The organism is Avibacterium endocarditidis (assembly GCF_965138825.1).
Lineage (GTDB): Bacteria > Pseudomonadota > Gammaproteobacteria > Enterobacterales > Pasteurellaceae > Avibacterium > Avibacterium endocarditidis.
The window spans coordinates 1-20,604 of record NZ_CBCSDH010000021.1; the positions used below are offsets into that span (position 1 = coordinate 1).

Annotated in this window: 15 protein-coding genes and 1 pseudogene; 4 read left to right on the top strand and 12 right to left on the bottom strand. The window is 41.5% G+C overall.

The genetic code is table 11. From position 1 onward, the window contains the following. Both ACNAV8_RS10245 and rho read left to right on the top strand, forming a co-directional pair. Nucleotides 1–1,883: pseudogene (locus tag ACNAV8_RS10245) on the top strand (hypothetical protein); the annotation flags it as partial. A gap of 169 nt (nt 1,884–2,052) precedes the next feature. Further along, complete coding sequence (gene rho / locus ACNAV8_RS10250) at nt 2,053–3,315, top strand: transcription termination factor Rho (RefSeq protein WP_103853956.1); 1,263 nt, start codon at nt 2,053–2,055, stop codon at nt 3,313–3,315. A 53-nt stretch (nt 3,316–3,368) separates the two neighbouring features. Here the strand turns inward: rho and ACNAV8_RS10255 are convergent, their stop codons facing one another. The 9 genes from ACNAV8_RS10255 to dapA all read right to left on the bottom strand — a co-directional run bounded on the left by ACNAV8_RS10255 (nt 3,369) and on the right by dapA (nt 15,872). Continuing rightward, the gene (locus tag ACNAV8_RS10255) at nt 3,369–4,571 is read right to left on the bottom strand and encodes an aspartate aminotransferase family protein (RefSeq protein ID WP_103855825.1); all 1,203 of its coding nucleotides are present in this window, start codon (nt 4,569–4,571) and stop codon (nt 3,369–3,371) included. 156 nt (nt 4,572–4,727) lie between these two features. After that, a complete protein-coding gene (gene tsf, locus ACNAV8_RS10260) occupies nt 4,728–5,573 on the bottom strand; it encodes a translation elongation factor Ts (RefSeq protein ID WP_017807013.1) in 846 nt (281 codons plus the stop codon). Between the two features lie 131 nt (nt 5,574–5,704). Beyond that, nucleotides 5,705–6,433, bottom strand: coding sequence for a 30S ribosomal protein S2 (gene rpsB, locus ACNAV8_RS10265; RefSeq protein ID WP_017807014.1), 729 nt, complete (start codon nt 6,431–6,433; stop codon nt 5,705–5,707). Nucleotides 6,434–6,731: 298 nt separating this feature from the next. Beyond that, complete coding sequence (ppiD, locus tag ACNAV8_RS10270) at nt 6,732–8,588, bottom strand: peptidylprolyl isomerase (protein WP_103855826.1); 1,857 nt, start codon at nt 8,586–8,588, stop codon at nt 6,732–6,734. A 133-nt stretch (nt 8,589–8,721) separates the two neighbouring features. Continuing rightward, entirely contained in the window at nt 8,722–11,136 is a 2,415-nt protein-coding gene (lon, locus tag ACNAV8_RS10275; protein WP_415777681.1) for an endopeptidase La, read from the bottom strand. A 281-nt stretch (nt 11,137–11,417) separates the two neighbouring features. Continuing rightward, entirely contained in the window at nt 11,418–12,773 is a 1,356-nt protein-coding gene (gene gorA, locus ACNAV8_RS10280; RefSeq protein ID WP_415777682.1) for a glutathione-disulfide reductase, read from the bottom strand. 117 nt (nt 12,774–12,890) lie between these two features. After that, on the bottom strand, nt 12,891–13,736 hold the full coding sequence (locus tag ACNAV8_RS10285; RefSeq protein WP_115249984.1) for a 23S rRNA (adenine(2030)-N(6))-methyltransferase RlmJ: 846 nt from the start codon (nt 13,734–13,736) through the stop codon (nt 12,891–12,893). Nucleotides 13,737–13,858: 122 nt separating this feature from the next. After that, on the bottom strand, nt 13,859–14,863 hold the full coding sequence (gene bamC / locus ACNAV8_RS10290; RefSeq protein ID WP_415777683.1) for an outer membrane protein assembly factor BamC: 1,005 nt from the start codon (nt 14,861–14,863) through the stop codon (nt 13,859–13,861). 112 nt (nt 14,864–14,975) lie between these two features. Continuing rightward, nucleotides 14,976–15,872: a 4-hydroxy-tetrahydrodipicolinate synthase gene (gene dapA / locus ACNAV8_RS10295; RefSeq protein WP_103853949.1), complete on the bottom strand. Its 897-nt coding sequence runs from the start codon at nt 15,870–15,872 to the stop codon at nt 14,976–14,978. A gap of 138 nt (nt 15,873–16,010) precedes the next feature. Here dapA and bcp point away from each other — a divergent pair, with 138 nt between their 5' ends. Next, nucleotides 16,011–16,478, top strand: coding sequence for a thioredoxin-dependent thiol peroxidase (gene bcp, locus ACNAV8_RS10300; protein WP_103855101.1), 468 nt, complete (start codon nt 16,011–16,013; stop codon nt 16,476–16,478). 76 nt (nt 16,479–16,554) lie between these two features. Here bcp and ACNAV8_RS10305 read toward each other — a convergent pair whose 3' ends face one another. Continuing rightward, complete coding sequence (locus ACNAV8_RS10305) at nt 16,555–18,180, bottom strand: phosphoethanolamine transferase (protein ID WP_415777684.1); 1,626 nt, start codon at nt 18,178–18,180, stop codon at nt 16,555–16,557. A gap of 107 nt (nt 18,181–18,287) precedes the next feature. Here ACNAV8_RS10305 and cueR point away from each other — a divergent pair, with 107 nt between their 5' ends. Further along, entirely contained in the window at nt 18,288–18,686 is a 399-nt protein-coding gene (cueR, locus tag ACNAV8_RS10310) for a Cu(I)-responsive transcriptional regulator (protein ID WP_103853946.1), read from the top strand. Here cueR and ACNAV8_RS10315 read toward each other — a convergent pair. Both ACNAV8_RS10315 and rsuA read right to left on the bottom strand, forming a co-directional pair. Further along, nucleotides 18,681–19,877, bottom strand: coding sequence for a Bcr/CflA family multidrug efflux MFS transporter (locus ACNAV8_RS10315; protein WP_103854774.1), 1,197 nt, complete (start codon nt 19,875–19,877; stop codon nt 18,681–18,683). The genes cueR and ACNAV8_RS10315 overlap by 6 nt on opposite strands. 7 nt (nt 19,878–19,884) lie before the next feature. Next, nucleotides 19,885–20,580, bottom strand: a complete 696-nt coding sequence (rsuA, locus tag ACNAV8_RS10320) for a 16S rRNA pseudouridine(516) synthase RsuA (RefSeq protein WP_103854782.1) — start codon at nt 20,578–20,580, stop codon at nt 19,885–19,887. Nucleotides 20,581–20,604 lie beyond the last annotated feature (24 nt).

Genomic DNA, 20,604 nt, shown 5'->3' on the forward strand with positions numbered 1-20,604 from the left:
CCCCCGAAAGTCAGCATAATCTGTTGTTGCTCACTGCCCATAAAAACACGGATTCCAACACATTCACCCTCAATAATGTAACTTTTAACTTGGGCAAAGGTTCTGTTGGAATAGGTAATGCGCAAACGCTACAGCCATTACAAGAAGAAACCTTGTTATTAAAAGAGATGAATGGGAAAACTCAGCCGCTTTATACCTTGTCAGGAAAAGCATTAGAACCGAAAACTGCACAGGAGCTACTCCAATCTATTCAACTTGCAAGCTCTGCGGACTATATCTCTTTTACCAATAAGGAAGGTGAAAAAATCAAGCTCACTGATTTATGGCAATCATTTCTCAATCATATTGGTACACAGGAAATAGGTGATCTAAATAACCAAGGCATTTATTCTTTTGCCTTAGACCAGTTTTACCAATTTGCAACTGAAAACACTGCTTCACCAAATAAGAGCCAAATTGAAATTATTTTACAACGTTCCAATCTAGCCAATGGCGCACTCTATAATAAATTCACAAAAAAAGAACCGCTCTTTGAAACAGCAAAAAGCGTCCAAACTATCACAGGATTAAGTACGAAACAGCCTACCTTTAATGTAGCATTAAATAATGTGAATTTTACCAGTGGCAAAGATTTTGTTATCGCAGATGGATTTAAAGACGTAAGCCTAAATCGCGTGAAAACCAATGGTGAAATCGGTATTTTCATTAATTCAGGAAATATGCGAACTTATACCGCTCAATCTTCAAACCTTGCCGCCCCAGAAACGAAACAGGGCTATGAATATGTTATTACAGATTTAAAAGAACGCGTACTGAGAGGGGGCTTCCCTTTGCCTGATAAACGCTATAATCTTCTCGATGAGCAAGGCACAAAACGTAGTAAACGAGAATTTGCGACGGCATTTGTTGATTGGGTAACAAGCGAGGCAACCGCCCGTTCTTATATAAAAGATACCCATATTCAAATTAATGATAGCCAGCTAAATAGCGAAGAAGGGTTTATTCATCTTTTTGCTGAAAATATTGACCTTGATAACAGCACGTTATCTGTCAATTACAGTAAACCGCTTTATGAATCCTTTATGCAAAATGCAAATAAACTGGCGTTAAATGGACAAAATATCGGTCTAAAAAACAGCAAACTCACCGTAAAAGGAGCGGATACTTACGGCTCTTCTGCCCTTGCGCCTGCTGCGGGGATTTTCCTTGTGGGCGATATTTTAGGGGAGTCTAGTGAAGTTTATGCCAAAACATTCCAAGGTTATTCAATTAGAACCTATGGCAATACGATCTTGCGCGGTAAAAATAATCCGAGTGATTTAACCATCACCGCGATCAATACCGGCCACTATGCTGAACCAGATGTAGGCTTAGGTACATTCAGTAATGATAATTTTCTTGATGCCGTTGCTTTTCATCCTGGTGATGCTCCCAGAACTAGCACCGTATTAGACAATATTACACTCAATGCCCTTGCCCCAAATGGCGCACGAGCCTTTGAAAGTATGGACACAACCAATCACCCAAATGCGGTTAGCATTAAAGTGAAAGAAAATGCGATAATGAACTATTATGAGCAACCTCGAATTTTTTCATTTGAGTCAAATGTTGTTGCGGGAAAAGCTCGCTCGCTCACGCCACGAGAACATTTACAACTCCTTGATAGAATTGAGAATAATCCTATCACTCAATTAGGCGCACAAATAGATTCCGCCCAAAGTGTTCATTATAATCTTCCTACGGAATTTGAAGAGGATATAACAATAAAAGAAGAGCCATTGATTGATCTTTGTGAAACAGATGAAACAGGCAAATCGCAATGCCATCAATATTCTCCTTCACAAAATTCTAAAGTCAGCATTGGGGAAATCTCGGAATTATAACAAAACAAAAAAATTGGCTAGGCATTAATATCACTAGCCAATTTTTTTATTATTTACCCCTTTATTTTCTAGACATCACCGCTATTTAATGGTAACTTTACGCCCATTCTATGTTCAAACATCTTCATTACAAATTCATTTTCCAATCTAACCAACATTTCAAATTATTATGCATTTAACAGAACTTAAAAATATGCCTGTTTCCGAGCTGGTAAAACTCGGTGAAGAACAAATGGGTTTAGAAAATCTAGCCCGTTTACGCAAGCAAGATATTGTTTTCGCAATCCTAAAACAACACGCCAAAAGCGGTGAGGATATTTTCGGTGGTGGTGTGTTAGAAATCCTGCCTGATGGCTTTGGTTTCTTACGTTCCGCTGACAGCTCCTACCTTGCTGGCCCTGATGATATCTATGTTTCTCCAAGCCAAATTCGCCGTTTCAATTTACAAACTGGGGATAAAATTGAAGGGAAAATTCGTCCGCCAAAAGAAGGGGAACGTTATTTTGCTTTGCTAAAAGTGGATCAAGTTAATGATGACAAACCTGAAGTTTCACGCAGCAAAATTTTATTTGAAAATTTAACCCCACTTCACGCCAATTCACGTTTAAGAATGGAACGTGGTAATGGCTCAACAGAAGATTTAACCGCGCGTATTTTAGATTTAGCCTCCCCTATCGGGAAAGGGCAACGTGGCTTGATTGTTGCCCCACCAAAAGCGGGGAAAACAATGTTGCTACAAAATATTGCACAGAGCATTACCCATAACTATCCAGAATGTGTGCTTATCGTGTTATTAATTGACGAACGTCCAGAAGAAGTAACCGAAATGCAACGCTCAGTAAAAGGCGAAGTGATTGCTTCAACCTTTGATGAACCCGCTTCACGCCACGTTCAAGTTGCCGAAATGGTTATCGAAAAGGCAAAACGTTTAGTTGAACATAAAAAAGATGTGGTGATTTTATTAGATAGTATCACGCGTCTTGCCCGTGCTTATAACACCGTAACCCCTGCTTCAGGTAAAATCCTTTCTGGTGGTGTGGATGCCAATGCGTTACATCGTCCAAAACGTTTCTTCGGTGCAGCGCGTAACGTGGAAGAAGGCGGAAGTTTAACCATTATTGCAACCGCACTTGTAGATACAGGGTCAAAAATGGATGAAGTGATCTTCGAAGAATTTAAAGGAACGGGGAATATGGAGCTACATCTTTCGCGTAAAATCGCTGAAAAACGCGTGTTCCCAGCCATTGACTTTAACCGTTCAGGCACGCGTAAAGAAGACTTACTCACCACCCCTGACGAACTACAAAAAATGTGGATTCTACGCAAAATCCTTAATCCAATGGGTGAAGTGGAAGCAATGGAATTCCTTATTGATAAACTCGCCGTTGCCAAAACCAATGAAGAGTTTTTCGAGATTATGAAGCGTTCTTAACGTCCATAAAAAAACCTCGCTAAATGCGAGGTTTTTCTTTTTAATTCAATCTATTACACAAATTCTTGCAAGGTTTTTTCCAAGCGCACAAACCCTTCTTGCAATTCTTCATCACTAATATTCAACGCGGGGGTGAAACGCAAGACATCAGGGCCTGCAACTAAAATCATTAGTCCATTTTTAGCCGCACTTTTCACAAATTCGCTGGCTTTTCCTTGATAATTCGCATTTAACTCTGCGCCAATTAACAAGCCCTCACCACGAATTTCGCTAAATAAATTCAGCGCCTGATTTAGTTCATTCAATTTATGCATAAATAATTCAGAAGTGCGGTGGATTTTTTCCAAGAATTTTTCATCAGAAAGCAAGTCCACCACCTTTGACGCCACAGCACAAGCAAGGGGATTGCCGCCGAAAGTTGTACCGTGTACGCCAACAGAAAAACTTTTTGCAATCTCATTGGTGGTGAGCATTGCGCCAATTGGAAAACCGTTACCCAAGGCTTTGGCAGAAGTCAGAATATCAGGCACAACGCCATATTTCATATAAGCATAAAGATAGCCAGTGCGCGACAAACCCGTTTGCACTTCGTCAGAAATTAACAAGGCATTGTTTTCATCACAAAGCTGACGTAACCCCTGTAAGAATACAGGATCAGCAGGTTTCACTCCACTTTCGCCTTGAATCGGCTCAACAATTACCGCGCAAGTATGGTCATCAATCACGGCTTTTACCGCTGCAAGATCGTTAAAAGGAACGTGGATAATATCCGCAGGTTTCGGCCCAAAGCCATCAGAATATTTCGCTTGCCCACCTACGCTCACCGTGAATAATGTACGCCCGTGAAAACTTTGCTTAAAGGCAATAATTTTGCTTTTCTGCGCGCCAAAATGATCTACAGCATAACGGCGAGCCAATTTCAACGCGGCCTCGTTAGCTTCCGCACCGGAATTAACAAACATCACTCGATCCGCAAAGGTTTTCTGCACCAATTTTGAAGCTAATTGCAAGGTTGGCTCACTGGTAAACCAGTTGCTAGAATGCCACAGCGTTTCCCCTTGTGCTTTCAACACCGCCACAATCTCATCAGGGCAATGCCCCAGCGCATTCACCGCAATACCGCTTGTGAAATCAATATATTCTCGCCCTTGCTGATCCCAAACTCTGCTCCCCTTCCCTTTCACTGGAATAAACTCTGCGGGCGCATAATTTTGTATCATCACTTCATCAAAGGTTTGTCTGTTATAAGCACTCATTTGCAATCCTTAAATTTTCCAAAAGTGAGGATAGCATAGTTTAAAATGAATAATTAATCAATTGATTTGAATAAATAGTAATCTTACAGATTATATTCCCCAATAAAAAAGCAGATCTCAAAAGATCTGCTTTTCTATTTTATGGTTTTACAATGATTATTTAGTCATTGCCGCAACTTCTGCAGCGAAGTCAGTTTCTACTTTTTCGATACCTTCGCCTACTTCAAAGCGTAAGAATGAAACCACTTCTGCACCTTTCTCTTTTAGTAATTCACCCACTGATTTAGAAGGATCCATTACGAAAGGCTGGCCAGTTAAAGACACTTCACCAGTAAATTTCTTCATACGACCTTCAACCATTTTCTCAGCGATTTCGCGTGGTTTACCAGATTGCATTGCGATATCCACTTGGATTTGACGCTCGTGTTCTACTACGTCTGCTGGTACATCGCTTGGATTTACATATTCTGGACGGCTTGCTGCAACGTGCATTGCAACATGTTTCACTAATTCTTCATCAGCGTTCACTGCGCCCACTAATACACCAATTTTCGCACCGTGTAAGTATGAACCTACAACTGGCGCTTGTACTGAACCCACACGGCGGATTGTCATATTCTCACCGATTTTTGCCACTAATGCAGCACGTTTTTCTTCAAATTCAGCTTGTAATGCTTCGATGGTTACGCCTTTGTTGTTTAATGCGTAATCTGCCACTTCATTCGCTAAACCTAAGAAACCAGCGTCTTTTGCTACGAAGTCAGTTTCACAGTTCATTTCGATCATTACACCGTAGTCGCCAGCAACACGCGCGATGATTACACCTTCAGCAGCAACACGGCCTGCTTTTTTCGCCGCTTTTGCTTGACCTGATTTACGCATATTATCAATCGCTAATTCGATATCACCGTTTGCTTCTACTAATGCTTTTTTACATTCCATCATACCCGCACCGGTACGATCACGAAGTTCTTTTACTAAAGATGCTGTAATTTCAGCCATTTTAAAATCCTCTATCCACAAAATTTGATGCGATTTTTGACCGCACTTATGTAAAAAAGCAGGGAACATAAGCCCCCTGCTAACCAATTAATCGTTGTGATTAATAAGGGCTTTCGCCGCATTCACCTGAATTATTCAGCTGCTTCTGCTTCAGCAAATTTCTCTTCGGCTACCACTTCTTGTTGGCGACCTTCTTTTACTGCTGCTGCCGCTGCTGCAAGATATAGTTGAATTGCACGCGCTGCATCATCGTTACCAGGGATAACAAAATCAACACCGTCTGGCGCAGAGTTTGTATCAACCACTGCAAATACTGGAATACCAAGGTTATTTGCTTCTTTGATTGCGATGTGTTCGTGATCTGCACCGATAACAAATAATGCATCAGGAAGACCCGCCATATCTTTGATACCGCCAAGGCTTAATTCAAGTTTTTCCATCTCACGGCTACGCATTAATGCTTCTTTCTTAGTTAATTTGTCGAAAGTACCATCTTGAGATTGAGTTTCTAAATCTTTTAAGCGTTTGATTGATTGACGTACTGTTTTCCAGTTAGTCAACATACCACCTAACCAACGGTGATTTACATAGTATTGCTGACAGTCTAATGCTGCTGCTTTCACTGCTTCACTTGCTGCACGTTTTGTACCAACAAATAAGATTTTACCGTTGTTGCCCGCAATGCGAGTTAATTCTGCTAATGCAGCATTGAACATTGGAACGGTTTTTTCAAGGTTGATGATATGAACGCCGTTGCGTGGTCCAAAAATGAATGGTTTCATTTTTGGGTTCCAGTAACGAGTTTGGTGACCGAAGTGAACGCCAGCTTGTAGCATTTCGCGCATTGAAACTTGTGCCATAATAATTTTCCTTTTGTTTGGGGTTTAGCCTCCACATACCAAATAAATCGACCGTTTGGCACCCCGATTTATCCGTGCGATATGTGTGTGATTTATTGTTAAAAATTAAGTTTAAAAATTATTTCGTCTAAAATAAAAATTGCTTTGTTATTCTAGCCAAAATAACGCCGCACTTTATACCACAAAGTGCGGTGAAAAACTAGCAAATTTTTCAAGACTCGATAAAAAGCCTATAAAAAAACGGCAATCTGAAATTTTATCTTGCCGTTTTAATAATAAATAAGATTGAAGCTTATAATTACTCTTCTTGCGCTAAGAATTGTTGATTAATTTCAATTTTAGCTTTTGCTCTTAAGGCCTGTAATAAAGCATGTTGCAATTCTGCTTGTTGCGCTTGGGTGAGTTGAGCGCTAAATGCTTGCAGTTGCTCCCCATCTAATGCCCCATCTTTAATATTGCTTAATTCGATCACCACAACACTGTTATCACCATTTTTCGCGGCCATATAAGCTGGCTTATCACTGGTTTTTTGCATTGAGAAAATCACATCACGCAATTGTGGCACTTTATTTTCAGCGTAAACCCATTGCGCTTTCTCGCCGAATTTAATGCCATTTGGCAGAGCGGCATTACTATTTTGATTTAGCGCTTGCGCCACTTTTTCAGCCTGAGCTAGCACGATTTTTTCCGCTTTTTGCTGTTTTAAATATTGAGCAATTTCATCTTTTGCTTCATCAAGTGTTTTCACACCTTCTGGTTTATGTTCCACCACACGAACAATCAAAGAATGCTGATCACCCACATTAATGGCTTCTGAGTTTGTTCCGCCTTGGGTTAATTCAGAATCAAATAATGCAGAAACCACATTGCCATAATTAAGTGCCGGTGGAATATCGTTGCGTGAGAAATAGCCGGTTTTTTGTACGCTCACGCCCGCCGCTTGCGCCGCTGCTTGTAACGAATCTGGCTGCTCAAAGGCTTTCTCATTGGCTTGTTTTTCCATTGCGTAGAATTCTTTCGCACTTAATTCGCTACGAAGTTTAGCAGCAATATCGTTTTTCACTTGTTCTAACGGCAGGAACTTTTCATCTTCCACTTTGATGATATGGTAAGCGTTATCCACTTTAACTGGTTGGCTATATTCCCCCGCTTTTAATTCACGCGCTGCTGCTTCAAATTGTGGGGGCATCATTCCTGCCACAACCCAATCTAAATCACCGCCATTTGCACCAGAAATTTTGTCGCTAGAGTAAAGTTTCGCTAACGCCGCAAAGCTTTCGCCTTTTTGTAAATCCGCATAAACTGCTTGCGCTTCTTGCTCCGTTGGCAGTTGAATGTGGGCTAAATGCTGAGTCATATATTGCGCTTTGTTATCTTGATAATATTGCGCAATTTCTACATCAGTAACCTTCACATTTTTTTCAGCCGCTTGTTGAGTTAAATCAAGGTATTGAACTTTCACCAACTCAGGCACGGCAAATGCGGCTTTATTCGCATTATAGTAAGCGCTAATTTCTTCTTCATTCACCTGTTGTTGTGCCACAGTGGCTACTAAAGGAAACTCTGCCAAACGGACATCGCGCTGTTGGAAAAATAGCTGGGCTACACGTTTGTTTTGGCTAGATACAGTAAACGCAGAACGCGCAATGCCGTCATTAAGCTGTTGTAAGGTTAATCCTTGACGTAAATATTGTGCATACTGATCACCACTTAAACCGTTTGCAGATAACATTTGTTGATAAAGTGCGTTATCAAATTTGCCGTCTTTTTGGAAAATTGGGCTAGTTACAATGGCTTGTTCAATTTGGCTATCGCTCACGTCAAGCTTTAATTCTGCGGCATATTGGCGCAATAATTCTTGGTTAATTAAACGCTCTAAAATAGAGCTGCGTAAACCATTAATAAATTCTGGCGAATCAGCCACCGCAGCAAAACTCGCTCCCATTTGTTGGCTAAGTTGTTGATATTCCTTATTATATTGTTCTAAAAATAATTGTTGCGGAATTTCTTCACCATTCACTTTGGCAGCAGAAGTATCAACGCGTGTGAACATATAGCCTGCCACGCCACTTAATACAAATGACACCACAATTAGTGCGAAAATGATCTTCCACAAGATGCTGTTTGACGCATCGCTGAGTTTTTCCATTAACATTGAAGTTATCCTTAAATGTAAGATTAAGACAAATCTTGAGAATTATAATCGAAAGTGCTTTGATTGCCAGCATAAAAATAAAGAAGTCGGCAAAGATTGTTCTTTACCGACTTTATTATTAAAAAACTTTCAATTAATTCACCGCACTTTCCGCACGTTTACTTTTACGGCGTGGCGTTGCTTTTTCTTCTTTTGCAATCAAGTGAGAAAAATCAACCCCTTCAGGCGGATTTTCTAAGGCGATGCTTAGCACTTCATCAATGGTTTCCACTGGACGAATATCTAAGCTGTTTTTCGCATTCTCTGGGATTTCTTCCAAATCTTTTACATTATCTTTTGGAATAATCACCGTTTTAATGCCGCCACGGTGCGCTGCGAGTAATTTCTCTTTCAAACCGCCAATTGGCAGCACTTTACCACGCAAGCTAATTTCCCCTGTCATCGCCACTGCAGACTTCACAGGATTCCCCGTTAAGCAAGAAACCAAGGCGGTACACATTGCGATCCCTGCACTTGGGCCATCTTTTGGTGTTGCGCCGTCTGGAACGTGAATGTGAATATCACGTTTTTCGTGGAAATCAGGTGCAATGCCTAATTTTTCTGCACGGGAACGCACCACGGTCATCGCTGCTTGAATGGATTCTTTCATCACATCGCCTAGCGATCCTGTGTAGGTTAATTTGCCTTTGCCGATCACAGAAGTGGCTTCAATGGTGAGTAAATCACCGCCCACTTGCGTCCACGCCAAGCCCGTTACTTCACCTACGCGGTTTTGTGTATCTGCACGGCCAAACTCAAAGCGTTTGACGCCCAAATATTCGTTCAGGTTATCGCTGTTTACCGTGATCGATTTTAATTTCGGGTTCAACAGTAAATTTTTCACCGCTTTACGACAGATTTTAGAAATCTCACGTTCAAGCCCACGTACGCCCGCTTCACGAGTGTAATAGCGGATAATATCTAAAATCGCACTGTCTTCGATTTTCAACTCACCTTTTTTCAAGCCATTACGCTCAATTTGTTTGTTAAGCAAATGGCGTTTGGCGATATTGAGTTTTTCATCTTCCGTATAGCCCGATAAACGAATCACTTCCATACGATCAAGCAGCGGCCCTGGGATATTCATTGAGTTTGAGGTTGCCACGAACATCACGTCAGAAAGATCATAATCCACTTCTAAATAATGATCGTTGAAGTTGGCGTTCTGTTCTGGATCAAGCACTTCTAACAACGCAGAGGCCGGATCACCACGCATATCTGATGCCATTTTGTCGATCTCATCAAGTAAAAATAGCGGATTTTTCACCCCCACTTTTGCCATTTTTTGGATCAATTTACCCGGCAATGAACCGATATAGGTTTTGCGATGCCCACGAATTTCCGCTTCATCACGCACGCCGCCTAGCGCCATACGCACATATTTACGTCCTGTGGCATTGGCAATAGATTGTCCTAGGGAAGTTTTCCCCACCCCCGGTGGCCCAACTAAGCAAAGGATAGGCCCTTTAAACTGATTTAAACGGCTTTGTACCGCTAAATATTCCAAAATGCGATCTTTCACGCGTTCTAAGCCATAATGATCCGCATCAAGAATTTCCTGCGCTTTAACAATATCTTTTTTCACTTTGCTGCGCTTATGCCAAGGTACTTGCAACATCCAATCAATGTAGCTGCGCACTACTGTTGCTTCTGCTGACATTGGCGACATCATTTTCAGTTTCTGCAATTCTGCTTCCACTTTTTCTCTTGCCTCTTTCGGCATTTTGGCTTCTTCCACTTTTTGACGAAGTTGTTCCACTTCATCAACGGTACTTTCGGTTTCGCCTAGCTCTTTTTGGATAGCTTTGATTTGTTCGTTAAGGTAATAATCGCGCTGGCTTTTTTCCATTTGTTTCTTCACGCGGCCGCGAATACGTTTCTCAACTTCTAAAATGCCCGCTTCGTTAATCATTAAACCAAGCAAATATTCAAAACGCTCAGCAACATTTGCAATGCCTAAAACTTCTTGCTTACGCGCTACTGAAACTGGCATATGCGCTGCCATTGTGTCGCTTAAACGTTCTGGGTCTGCAATATTTTTCAAGGCGGAAAGCACATCTGGCTGCACTTTTTTGTTGAGTTCAATATATTTTTCAAACTCTTTCAGTGCCGTATTCTGTGCCACTTCTAATTCTGTTTCATCACCCAATTGGGTATCAATTAGCTCAATTTTTGCCTCGAAGAAACGCCCATTGTCTTCTAAATGGGAAATTTTGGCACGTTGCTGTCCTTCCACTAGCACTTTTACTGTGCCATCTGGTAAGTTGAGTAATTGAATAATATTCGCCACCGTACCGACATCATACACATCGTCCACCGTAGGCTGTTCTAACTCAGCCGCTTTTTGCGAAACTAATAATAATTGTTTGCCATTTTCCATTGCCTCTTCAAGACTGGCGATGGATTTTTCGCGTCCCACAAACAATGGCATAACCATATATGGGAAAACCACCACATCGCGTAATGGTAAAACAGGCATGGTTTTTTGTTTTGTTCGTCTGGCGTTCATATTTTCTCTCTTTCCTTAAAACTTGAAATTACTCTCCCATATTGGGGCAATTTAGCAAAGTTCAAGTTCGCAACACAAATTATGCTAAATAAGATTTATGCCGTTCAGTGTACCCCATTCAAATTAAAAGTGCGGTCATTTTTTCACATAAATTTTATTTTTTCTCTTTTCAGGAAAGAAAAAGATTAAAAAACATTCAATTTGTGCGTAGATAAATAAAAAATCCAACCCCGAAAGGTTGGATTGATTAAAAATGATGAAAATTTACACCGCACTTAACATTAACGCATTGTTACAAATTCTTCTGAACCCGTTGGGTGAATAGCAACGGTGTTGTCGAAATCCGCTTTGGTTGCGCCCATTTTAATGGCAACGGCAAAGCCTTGGATCATTTCATCAACACCAAAACCAATGCCGTGTAGGCCGACAATTTTTTCATCTTTGCCCACGCAAACCAATTTCATTCGACAAGGTTGGCGATGTTGGGTTACCGCGCTGTACATTGGCGTGAATGATGATTTATACACTTTCACGTTTTCTGCGCCATATTGCTCAATGGCTTGCGGCTCAGTTAAGCCGATAGTGCCGATTGGCGGGTGGCTAAACACTACGGTTGGCACAAGATTGTAATCTAAATGCTCGTTTGGTTTATTGTTGAATAAACGCTCAGACAAACGGCGTCCGGCAGCAACGGCAACAGGGGTGAGTTCAATGCCTCCTTCAATAATATCACCCACCGCATAAATGCCTTTTACATTGGTGTTTTGATATTTATCTACTTTAATGAAACCTTTATCGTTAGTTTCCACGCCTGCTGCTGCAAGGTTGATATTTGCCGTATTTGGTTTACGACCAATTGCCCAAATCACTTTTTCAACAGTTTGCTCACGTCCATCTTCTAATTTTAAGGTGAAAGAACCGTCAGCATTTTTAACCACTTCTTTTGGAATGGCGTGAGTGTGCAGATGAATGCCATCTTGTGCCATCACTTCCACGAGGGTTTCTACGATAAGTGGATCAAAGCTACGCAATGGGCTTTGTTTACGCACGAATAGGTGAGTGTCCACGCCTAGGCTGTTTAATACACCCGCTAATTCCACTGCGATGTAACCTGCGCCGACAACTGCAACGGATTTTGGTAACGCGTTTAATTCAAATACGCCGTCAGAATCAATGCCGTATTCTGCGCCTTTAATTTCAGGGTGAGCAGGATAAGCCCCTGTTGCGATCAAAATATGATCTGCAGTGATTTTCTCGCCGTTTACTTCAACGGTGTGGGCATCAACAAATTTGGCAAAGCCTTTGATCACGTCCACGCTATTTTTGGCTAATACATTGTTATAAGAATTGTGGATACGTCCAATATAAGCCTGACGATTTTCCACTAACTTACTGAAATCAAAGTCTTTTACCGCAACATCAAAGCCATAATCTGGTGCATACAGGTTGATCGCTTCTGCCACTTGCGCGCCATACCACATCACTTTTTTCGGTACGCAGCCCACGTTTACACAGGTTCCGCCCAGTTCTTTTGCTTCAATAATGGCACATTTTTTGCCATAGCTTGCCGCACGGTTAATTGAAGCAATACCGCCACTTCCGCCACCAATGGCGATGTAATCATAATGTTTTGTCATTTTTAACTCCCTAAATTGGTGAATTGGGCTGTGAATGCGAAAAGCCCATAATAAATCTGCGCTTATTTTGCCGAAAAATACGAGGTAAAGCGACTAATTAATCTAATCGGTAAATTCTTACTCTGGAGTAATCCATTCCACCTTCCAGCTGCCCGTACCTTCTGGCACAAGGGTTTTGGTTAAATAAGGCAGAATTTTTTTCATTTGTGCTTCTAGCTGCCAAGGGGGATTAACCACAATCATTCCGCTTGCGGTCATTCCGCGTTGATCAGAATCAGGACGCACCGCCATTTCAATTTGGAGAATTTTGCGAATGCCGGTGTTTTCCAATCCTTTTACAATACGCTTGGCTTGCTGACGTAGCACCACAGGATACCAAATGGCATAAATGCCCGTGGCAAAACGTTTCACGCCTTCTTCAATGGCTTTTACCACCAAATCATAATCTTCTTTTAATTCATAAGGGGGATCGATCAAAATCAGCCCGCGTCTTTCTTTTGGCGGTAAGGTAGCTTTAATTTGCTGAAAACCGTTATCGCGCTTGGTGGTAACATTATCAAATTCTTTGAAATTATTGCGTAATAATGGGAAATCCGCTGGGTGTAGCTCCGTTAATAACGCTCGATCTTGTGGACGCAATAAATGTGCGGCGATCAGCGGTGATCCTGCGTAATATCGTAGCGATTTGCCGCCATAATTCAGTTTCTTAATAAGGGCGACATAACGCGCCACTTCTTCGGGCATTTCTGTTTGATCCCACAAACGCCCGATCCCTTCTTTATATTCACCGGTTTTTTCAGCTTCATTGCCGAATAAGCGATAATGCCCCACACCGGCGTGGGTGTCTAAATAATAAAAGCCTTTGTCTTTTTGTTGCAGACTTTCAATAATCAGCATTTGCACAATGTGTTTTAGCACATCGGCAAAGTTGCCTGCGTGGAAGCTATGACGATAACTCAGCATTTTTTGCCCTTAAAAATTTGATAAAAAAAGACCGCACTTTATTTTTGCGGATTATGATAGTTAAAACGAAGGGCGAACATTCTGGCTCGCCCTGTGTCATCAAAGAACTACTTGATGACAATTTATTTGGCTAAAATCGCTTGCAAGGCTTGGTAAATAGACTGTGCTTGATTACCTGAAAGCGCATTGCCGTCTTCATCGCTAATCACCACTGCACTTTGTCTGCCTAAATCAGAAAGTTGCATTGCATACTCCCCTTTTTCTAATTCAGCGGCAGCCACGCCAAATCTCGCCCATTCTGTTTTTTCTAATGGACTATATTTTAATTCACGATAGCCACGCCCCGGATTTTCTGACGTGGTTTCAAATCCTACTTGATTTAACGCCCCACGCAAACGTTGCCACGCTTGGCTAAAAGGTGCATTTAACGCTAATGCAGCACGACCGTTTATATCTGTAGTTAATTGCGTTTGAATTGGCGTTACTGCAGTGCTATTTAATTCACTTTGCTGTTTACGATACGCCGTATTTAACTCACCAATCAGCTGATTTAAACGATCAGACGTATAACGCTGCTTTTGCGCCACCGTTGGGGTAAAAATAATATTATCGCGCTTCATTTGCAGAATTGACACCACCAACGCACTCGCCCCTTGATATTGCACTTGCTCAATCAAATAACGAATTTGTGTGTCGCCAATATCATCGGCACGCCCCGTTGCCGCCCAACTGGTTTCGATACGATTATCTTGATATTGATAAGTAATCCCTTGTTCTTTTAATAAACGTGCTACTTGATTTAAGCTATAAACTGCTTCTTTCGATGAGGGATAAACAATCAAAGAACGCTCACTGTCAAACTGTGCAATGGAATTATTAATCACTGCGATTGGTGTGCTTGGTGGGCGAATATCCACTTTTTGATGTGCTTGTTTATTAAGCTGCGGCAACGCATAAGTGTTATCTTGTGCAGGTAAATTTACCCCACCGCTTGCTAGGGGTGCAAAAACCACTTGCTGTTCAGCGTATTTTTCAAAGTTATCATTAGCTTGCTGTTTACTTTCATTGCTTGCCGAACAAGCCACTAATGTCATTAAAATTGGCGTGCTTAATAACCACTTTTTCATCAATTTATCCTCAAGGTTAAACAAATTTCATTGCCAGTTTTGACAACCAGAATGCAGAAAAGTTTAAGGGGCATTGACTACTCAACACCCCTCAGTGGATTTTTACTAAAAATTATAATAATCCCGCGATTTTCAAGGCTTCAATCACTTTTGGTTGTGCGGCTTCACTTAATGTTGTAAGTGGTAAACGCAACACCGGCTCTGGGATTAAACCTAATTTATAAGCCGCCCATTTCACAGGAATTGGGTTAGATTCAACAAAAAGATCTTTGTGTAATGCCATTAAACGCTGGTTGATCACCTCTGCTTCATCAAATTTACCCGCCAAAGCAAGCTCACACATTTTCGCCATATCTGCGGCAGCGATGTTATTTGTTACCGAGATCACCCCTTCACCGCCGGCTTTGATACTTTCTAACCCTGTCGCATCATCACCACTTAACACGATGAAATCTTCACCTGCAAGCTGTTTAATTTTCGCTACACGGCTCACATCGCCCGTTGCTTCTTTAATTGCCACAATATTATCAATTTGTGCTAAACGCCCCACGGTTTCAGGCTGCATATCGCTGCCTGTACGTCCCGGCACGTTATATAAAATTTGTGGTAAATCAGTGCATTCTGCAATTGCTTTAAAGTGTTGATACATTCCTTCTTGCGTTGGTTTGTTGTAATAAGGCACCACAGACAAACAACCCGCAACGCCGCTGCCATTTAATAATTTTGTCATTGTAATGGCTTCACTGGTGGCGTTTGCGCCCGCACCAGCAATTACAGGGATACGTCCATCGGCAAATTCAACGGTCTTCAAAATTGTTTTAACGTTTTCCTCTATGCTTAATGTGGCAGATTCCCCTGTTGTTCCCACAGACACAATACCGTGCGTTCCCGCGGCGATATGATACTCAACCAATTTTTTTAGTGCGTCAAAATCGACCTCACCGTGTGAGTCCATAGGGGTAATCAACGCGGTAATACTACCGTAAAATAAAGGATTCGTTACTGACATAAAGACCTCCGAATTATTTTTGTTATGTCTATTGAGTTTGCTTGAAAAAGTTTGTTTAAGATCGCTAAAATAACCAAAATTTGCAAGCAATTTTTTGCATTTTTTCTCAATAACATCAAATTTTTAAGGATATTTACTATGCAAACATTAAAAGCGGGCGATTTTGCCCCGCACTTTGCTTTACTTGATCAAAACGAGCAACTGGTTTCGCTTACCGATTTTAAAGGCAAAAAAGTCTTGGTTTATTTCTATCCCAAAGCCCTCACGCCCGGTTGCACCACACAAGCCTGCGGACTGCGCGATAGCAAAGCGGAACTTGAAAAACTCAATGTCGTAATTCTTGGCATTAGCCCTGATAGCCCAAAAAAGCTCGCTAATTTCGCCGAGAAAAAAGCCTTGAATTTCACGCTGCTTTCCGATGAAGATCACCAAGTCGCAGAACAATTTGGCGTATGGGGTGAGAAAAAATTTATGGGTAAAACCTATGACGGCATTCATCGCATTAGCTTCTTAATTGATGAACAAGGCAAAATAGAAAAAGTCTTTGATAAATTTAAAACCGGTGAGCATCATCAAGTGGTGCTAGATTATTTAACACAAAAATAATCTCTGACAGCTCAAATTAAAGTGCGGTGCAAATTTTTTAAATTTTTCTACCGCACTTTGTTTTTCGTGATTTTTATTAATGCGCTTTTTTGCAACTCGCCAAAATATCCAAATCCTTTTGATATACGTCCGTTTTTAAATTCATATCCATCATTCCAATCACGGTGCTAAATAAATTATCGTGGGAATAATGCTGGGCGCTGGCGTTGTGGCGCAGGCAGTCTAAATCCACGCCTTCATTTTGCTGCCACGTTTTGGAAAACCAAAAGAACATCGGCACTTTGGTTTGATAATCTGGCGCGATGGCATAAGGCGTGCCGTGCAGATAAATACCGTCTTCGCCAAGGGATTCACCGTGATCTGACACATAATATACCGCACTTTCCAAATCATCACGGTGTTCCAATTTTTGGATCACTTGATCAAGGAAATTATCAATATACAAAATACCGTTATCGTACGTATTCACTAATTGTTCGTTGCTACAAGTTTGAATTTCGTTTGTGTCGCAAGTTGGCACAAACTTTTTAAATTCTGGCGTGTAGCGTTCGTAATAGGTCGGCCCGTGGCTGCCGATAGTATGCAAAATCAGCACCGTATCTTTTTGGCTTTCATTAAGAATTTTGTCGAAATCTTTCAGCAAAATCTCATCTAAACATTCGCCGTCCGTACAGTATTCTGGCGTTTTCATATTGGTAACTTCATTTGGCACACGCAAGCAAACGCCTTTGCAATCGCTGTTATTATCTAGCCAGAAAATGTTCACGTCCGCACGTTGTAGCACATCGAGCAAATTATCCATTTTTTGTGCTTTGCCACCATTGTATTGGGCTTGAGTGAGATAAGAGAACATACAAGGCACGGAAATGGCAGTTGATGTGCCACAGCTGGAAACGTCCGTAAAATTGATGATATCTTTGCCACGCGCTGCCAGTTTTGGGGTGGTTTGGCGAGCATAACCATTCAGCCCCCAGTTTTGTGCACGCGTGGTTTCGCCCACCACAATCACGGTGAAATGGCGATATTCATCAGGTTTAGCTTGTTGTGCATCTAAACCGATTTGTTCATAAGGGCGATTGGCTTCACGCACGCGTTTGATCTCGTTTACCCCTGCACTAATAAAATTAGACGGCACAATTAAATTCACCACAGGTTTATTGTTGCGTACAAAGGCGGCGTAATCTTGATAAAAACCTTTAGAAATCCCCCAAATCACCACGCCAGAAAGAGCGATCAAGCCCACGCGTAAACCCAGTTCTTTCCACCAAGTGCGGTAATCCACTTTCACCATAATGTATAAAATGGCTGGTAACACGCCAAAAACGGCGATCCAAGTGATATATTGCCAAGTGAGCATACGAACACTTTCCGCTGGCGTGGTTTGCAGCACATTTTCGAGCATATCCGTGGTGAAATGCACATCATAAAATAAGGCTTGATAGCTAATGGCAGCGCTAATAATCAGCAACAGCGGAATAATCACTTTGTGCAAAATAGGTAGCGCAAAAAGTTGAAAAACCGCATTTAGCGTAAAGAAAATAAAGACGGGAACGGTGAGAAGAAAATAATCTTCAGGCTGCCCCGCAAATGGGTGCAGCGCCCACACTTTTTTGTAAAATGCAATATTTAGCACTAAAGTAAAATAAAGCGTAACCAGTGCAATAAGGGTTGAGCTTTTTAATTTAAACCGAGAAAATAACATAAAAATAATGTCCTAATTTTCAAAATGATCATTAAATGGTCGTTGGATTAGTCAGGTAGAAACTTAAAAAGTTCTTTGCAAAAACTTACAAATAAAATGGGGAAAAAATGAACATCAGCCAAGCAGCCGAAAAAGCAGGTTTATCCGCCAAGCAAATTCGGGATTATGAAAAAGCGGGCTTATTGCCAGAGGCGCAACGTACTTTATCAGGTTATCGCTTTTATTCTGAGCAGGATTTAAGCCAGCTGCGCTTTATTAGTAACGCGCGTAAAGTGGGATTTTCATTGCAACAAATTCGCGAATTGTTAAGGTTAAATAGCGATCCGAATCGCACCAGTCGCGAAGTAAAAGCCATTACAGAACAACATATTACAGAGCTAAAAGATAAGATTGCGAGCTTACAAGAAATGTTGGATTTGTTGCAACGTTGGCACTGTTCCTGCCAAGGAAATGATAGCCCTGATTGTTCTATTCTTTCAGGGCTAACGGAAAAAACGAAATTATAGGCGTTTGTAGGTTAAGAAATAATAGCAGCTGACCGCTAAAAATGAGCAGCCGACCATGGTTAAAAGCATTGGCGCGGCGCTGTTAATTTTCATTAATGCAACGAGCGATCCCACACAAGCGCCCGTGCCGAAACGTACACTGCCCACCATTGAATTTGCAGTGCCTGCCATCGCTGGGAATTTTTCTAAAATTGATGCCATTGCGTTTGAGCTAATGAGTGAATTCTGCCCAACAAACAGTGCTACGCCAATGGCCATTGACCAAAAGCCAAGATCGAAAAACACCACTAATAATAGCCAAATCGCCGCAAGAAATTGAATGATCAAACCTGTTTGCAACATTTTTTCTGCGCCGACTTTGGTTACCAAGCGTCCGTTTAAAAACGATCCTAAAGTCATCACGCTAATATTTAGCATAAAGAAATAACCAAAGTTTTGCTCTGGAATGCCATAAATGCCGATATATACGATCGATCCCGCGGTTAAGAACGCAAACAAGCCACCAAAGCCAAAGGCGCTCATAAACATATAACCCAACACTTCTTTTTTCTGCCATAAATTCACAAAATTGCGCACTACAATATTTAAGCGTAAGGGAATGCGATTTTCTTTTTTATGGGTTTCAGGAATGATGAAAAACACCAGCAAGGTACTTAGCGCCCCCATTACCGCAATCACATAAAAGATCGAGTGCCAATGGAAATAAGTTACCAAATAGCCACCAATAATTGGTGCAACCAGTGGGGCGATCATAAACACAAGGGTGATTGTGGACATTGTGCGAGAAAGTTCATTTTTACTGAAAAGATCGCGTAATAGTGCGCCCACTAAAACTACGGGCGCAGCACCAAAAAAGCCTTGCATAAAGCGTAGCACGGTAAAACTGCCAATTTGATTAATTGTTGTGAGAATTAACGCGGTAATGGCACTGACAATCACGCCTAGCAGAATAATGGGTTTACGCCCATAGCTATCGCCCACAGGCCCCCAGAAAAGCTGTCCTGCTGCCATACCATAAGCGAAAAAGGTTAGGGTATGCTGAATTTGTTCAGGGCTAACGTGCAAATCTTGCGACATTCGCAAAAAGGCAGGCAAATACATATCTACCCCAAGCGGCGGCAACATTGAAAGTAGCCCAAGGGTCAAAATGAAAATAAAGCTGGGTTTATGAATCGTTTTTTCGCTCAAAATGCTATCCTTATTTTAATGCGTTTAATTCTTCTGCGCTTAAAGGACGGTATTCCCCTTCTTCTAAATGATCATCTAGCACCACATCGCCAATTTTCCAGCGATGCAGTCCAATCACTTTGTTGCCTAAGGCGGCAAACATTCGTTTTACTTGATGATAACGCCCTTCACTTAGGGTGAGATTCACATTGTAATCATCAATAATTTCAAGTTTAGCAGGCTTGGTAGGGTGTTTTTCACCACGCAATAAAATGCCTTCGGAGCAGGCTTGTTGATAATGATCTTCTACGGGATCGGCAAGGGTAACCAAATAGGTTTTCTCGCAATGATGTTTTGGTGAAGTGATGCGATGCGACCACTGCCCATCATCGGTGAGCAACACCAGCCCTGTGGTATCCACATCTAAGCGTCCTGCGCTGTGCAATTTGCCGGCAAGGGGATAATCAAAGAATTGATAAATTGTCGGATAATCGCCATCATCATTGGAGCAAACATAGCCTTGCGGTTTATTCAGCATAATATACTGCCCCGCTTCAAACCAAGTAAGGCGTTCACCATCAAAGTAAATCTCATCTTCCGCACTCACTTTGGTTGCGCCGCTTTTCTCAATTTTTCCATTAATTTGCACCGCACTTTGGCGTAGTGCTTTATTGGCTTGAGAGCGCGTTAGTCCTGTTTGCTCGGCTAAAAATTTATCTAATCTCATTGCGTGATTTTCTCGTTTATAAAA

Excerpts from the sequence above, each read along its gene's own strand:
- rho (WP_103853956.1), top strand. The coding sequence starts at position 2,053 with ATGCATTTAACAGAACTTAAAAATATGCCTGTTTCCGAGCTGGTAAAA.
- ACNAV8_RS10255 (WP_103855825.1), bottom strand. The coding sequence starts at position 4,571 with ATGAGTGCTTATAACAGACAAACCTTTGATGAAGTGATGATACAAAAT.
- tsf (WP_017807013.1), bottom strand. The coding sequence starts at position 5,573 with ATGGCTGAAATTACAGCATCTTTAGTAAAAGAACTTCGTGATCGTACC.
- rpsB (WP_017807014.1), bottom strand. The coding sequence starts at position 6,433 with ATGGCACAAGTTTCAATGCGCGAAATGCTACAAGCTGGCGTTCACTTC.
- ppiD (WP_103855826.1), bottom strand. The coding sequence starts at position 8,588 with ATGTTAATGGAAAAACTCAGCGATGCGTCAAACAGCATCTTGTGGAAG.
- lon (WP_415777681.1), bottom strand. The coding sequence starts at position 11,136 with ATGAACGCCAGACGAACAAAACAAAAAACCATGCCTGTTTTACCATTA.
- gorA (WP_415777682.1), bottom strand. The coding sequence starts at position 12,773 with ATGACAAAACATTATGATTACATCGCCATTGGTGGCGGAAGTGGCGGT.
- ACNAV8_RS10285 (WP_115249984.1), bottom strand. The coding sequence starts at position 13,736 with ATGCTGAGTTATCGTCATAGCTTCCACGCAGGCAACTTTGCCGATGTG.
- bamC (WP_415777683.1), bottom strand. The coding sequence starts at position 14,863 with ATGAAAAAGTGGTTATTAAGCACGCCAATTTTAATGACATTAGTGGCT.
- dapA (WP_103853949.1), bottom strand. The coding sequence starts at position 15,872 with ATGTCAGTAACGAATCCTTTATTTTACGGTAGTATTACCGCGTTGATT.
- bcp (WP_103855101.1), top strand. The coding sequence starts at position 16,011 with ATGCAAACATTAAAAGCGGGCGATTTTGCCCCGCACTTTGCTTTACTT.
- ACNAV8_RS10305 (WP_415777684.1), bottom strand. The coding sequence starts at position 18,180 with ATGTTATTTTCTCGGTTTAAATTAAAAAGCTCAACCCTTATTGCACTG.
- cueR (WP_103853946.1), top strand. The coding sequence starts at position 18,288 with ATGAACATCAGCCAAGCAGCCGAAAAAGCAGGTTTATCCGCCAAGCAA.
- rsuA (WP_103854782.1), bottom strand. The coding sequence starts at position 20,580 with ATGAGATTAGATAAATTTTTAGCCGAGCAAACAGGACTAACGCGCTCT.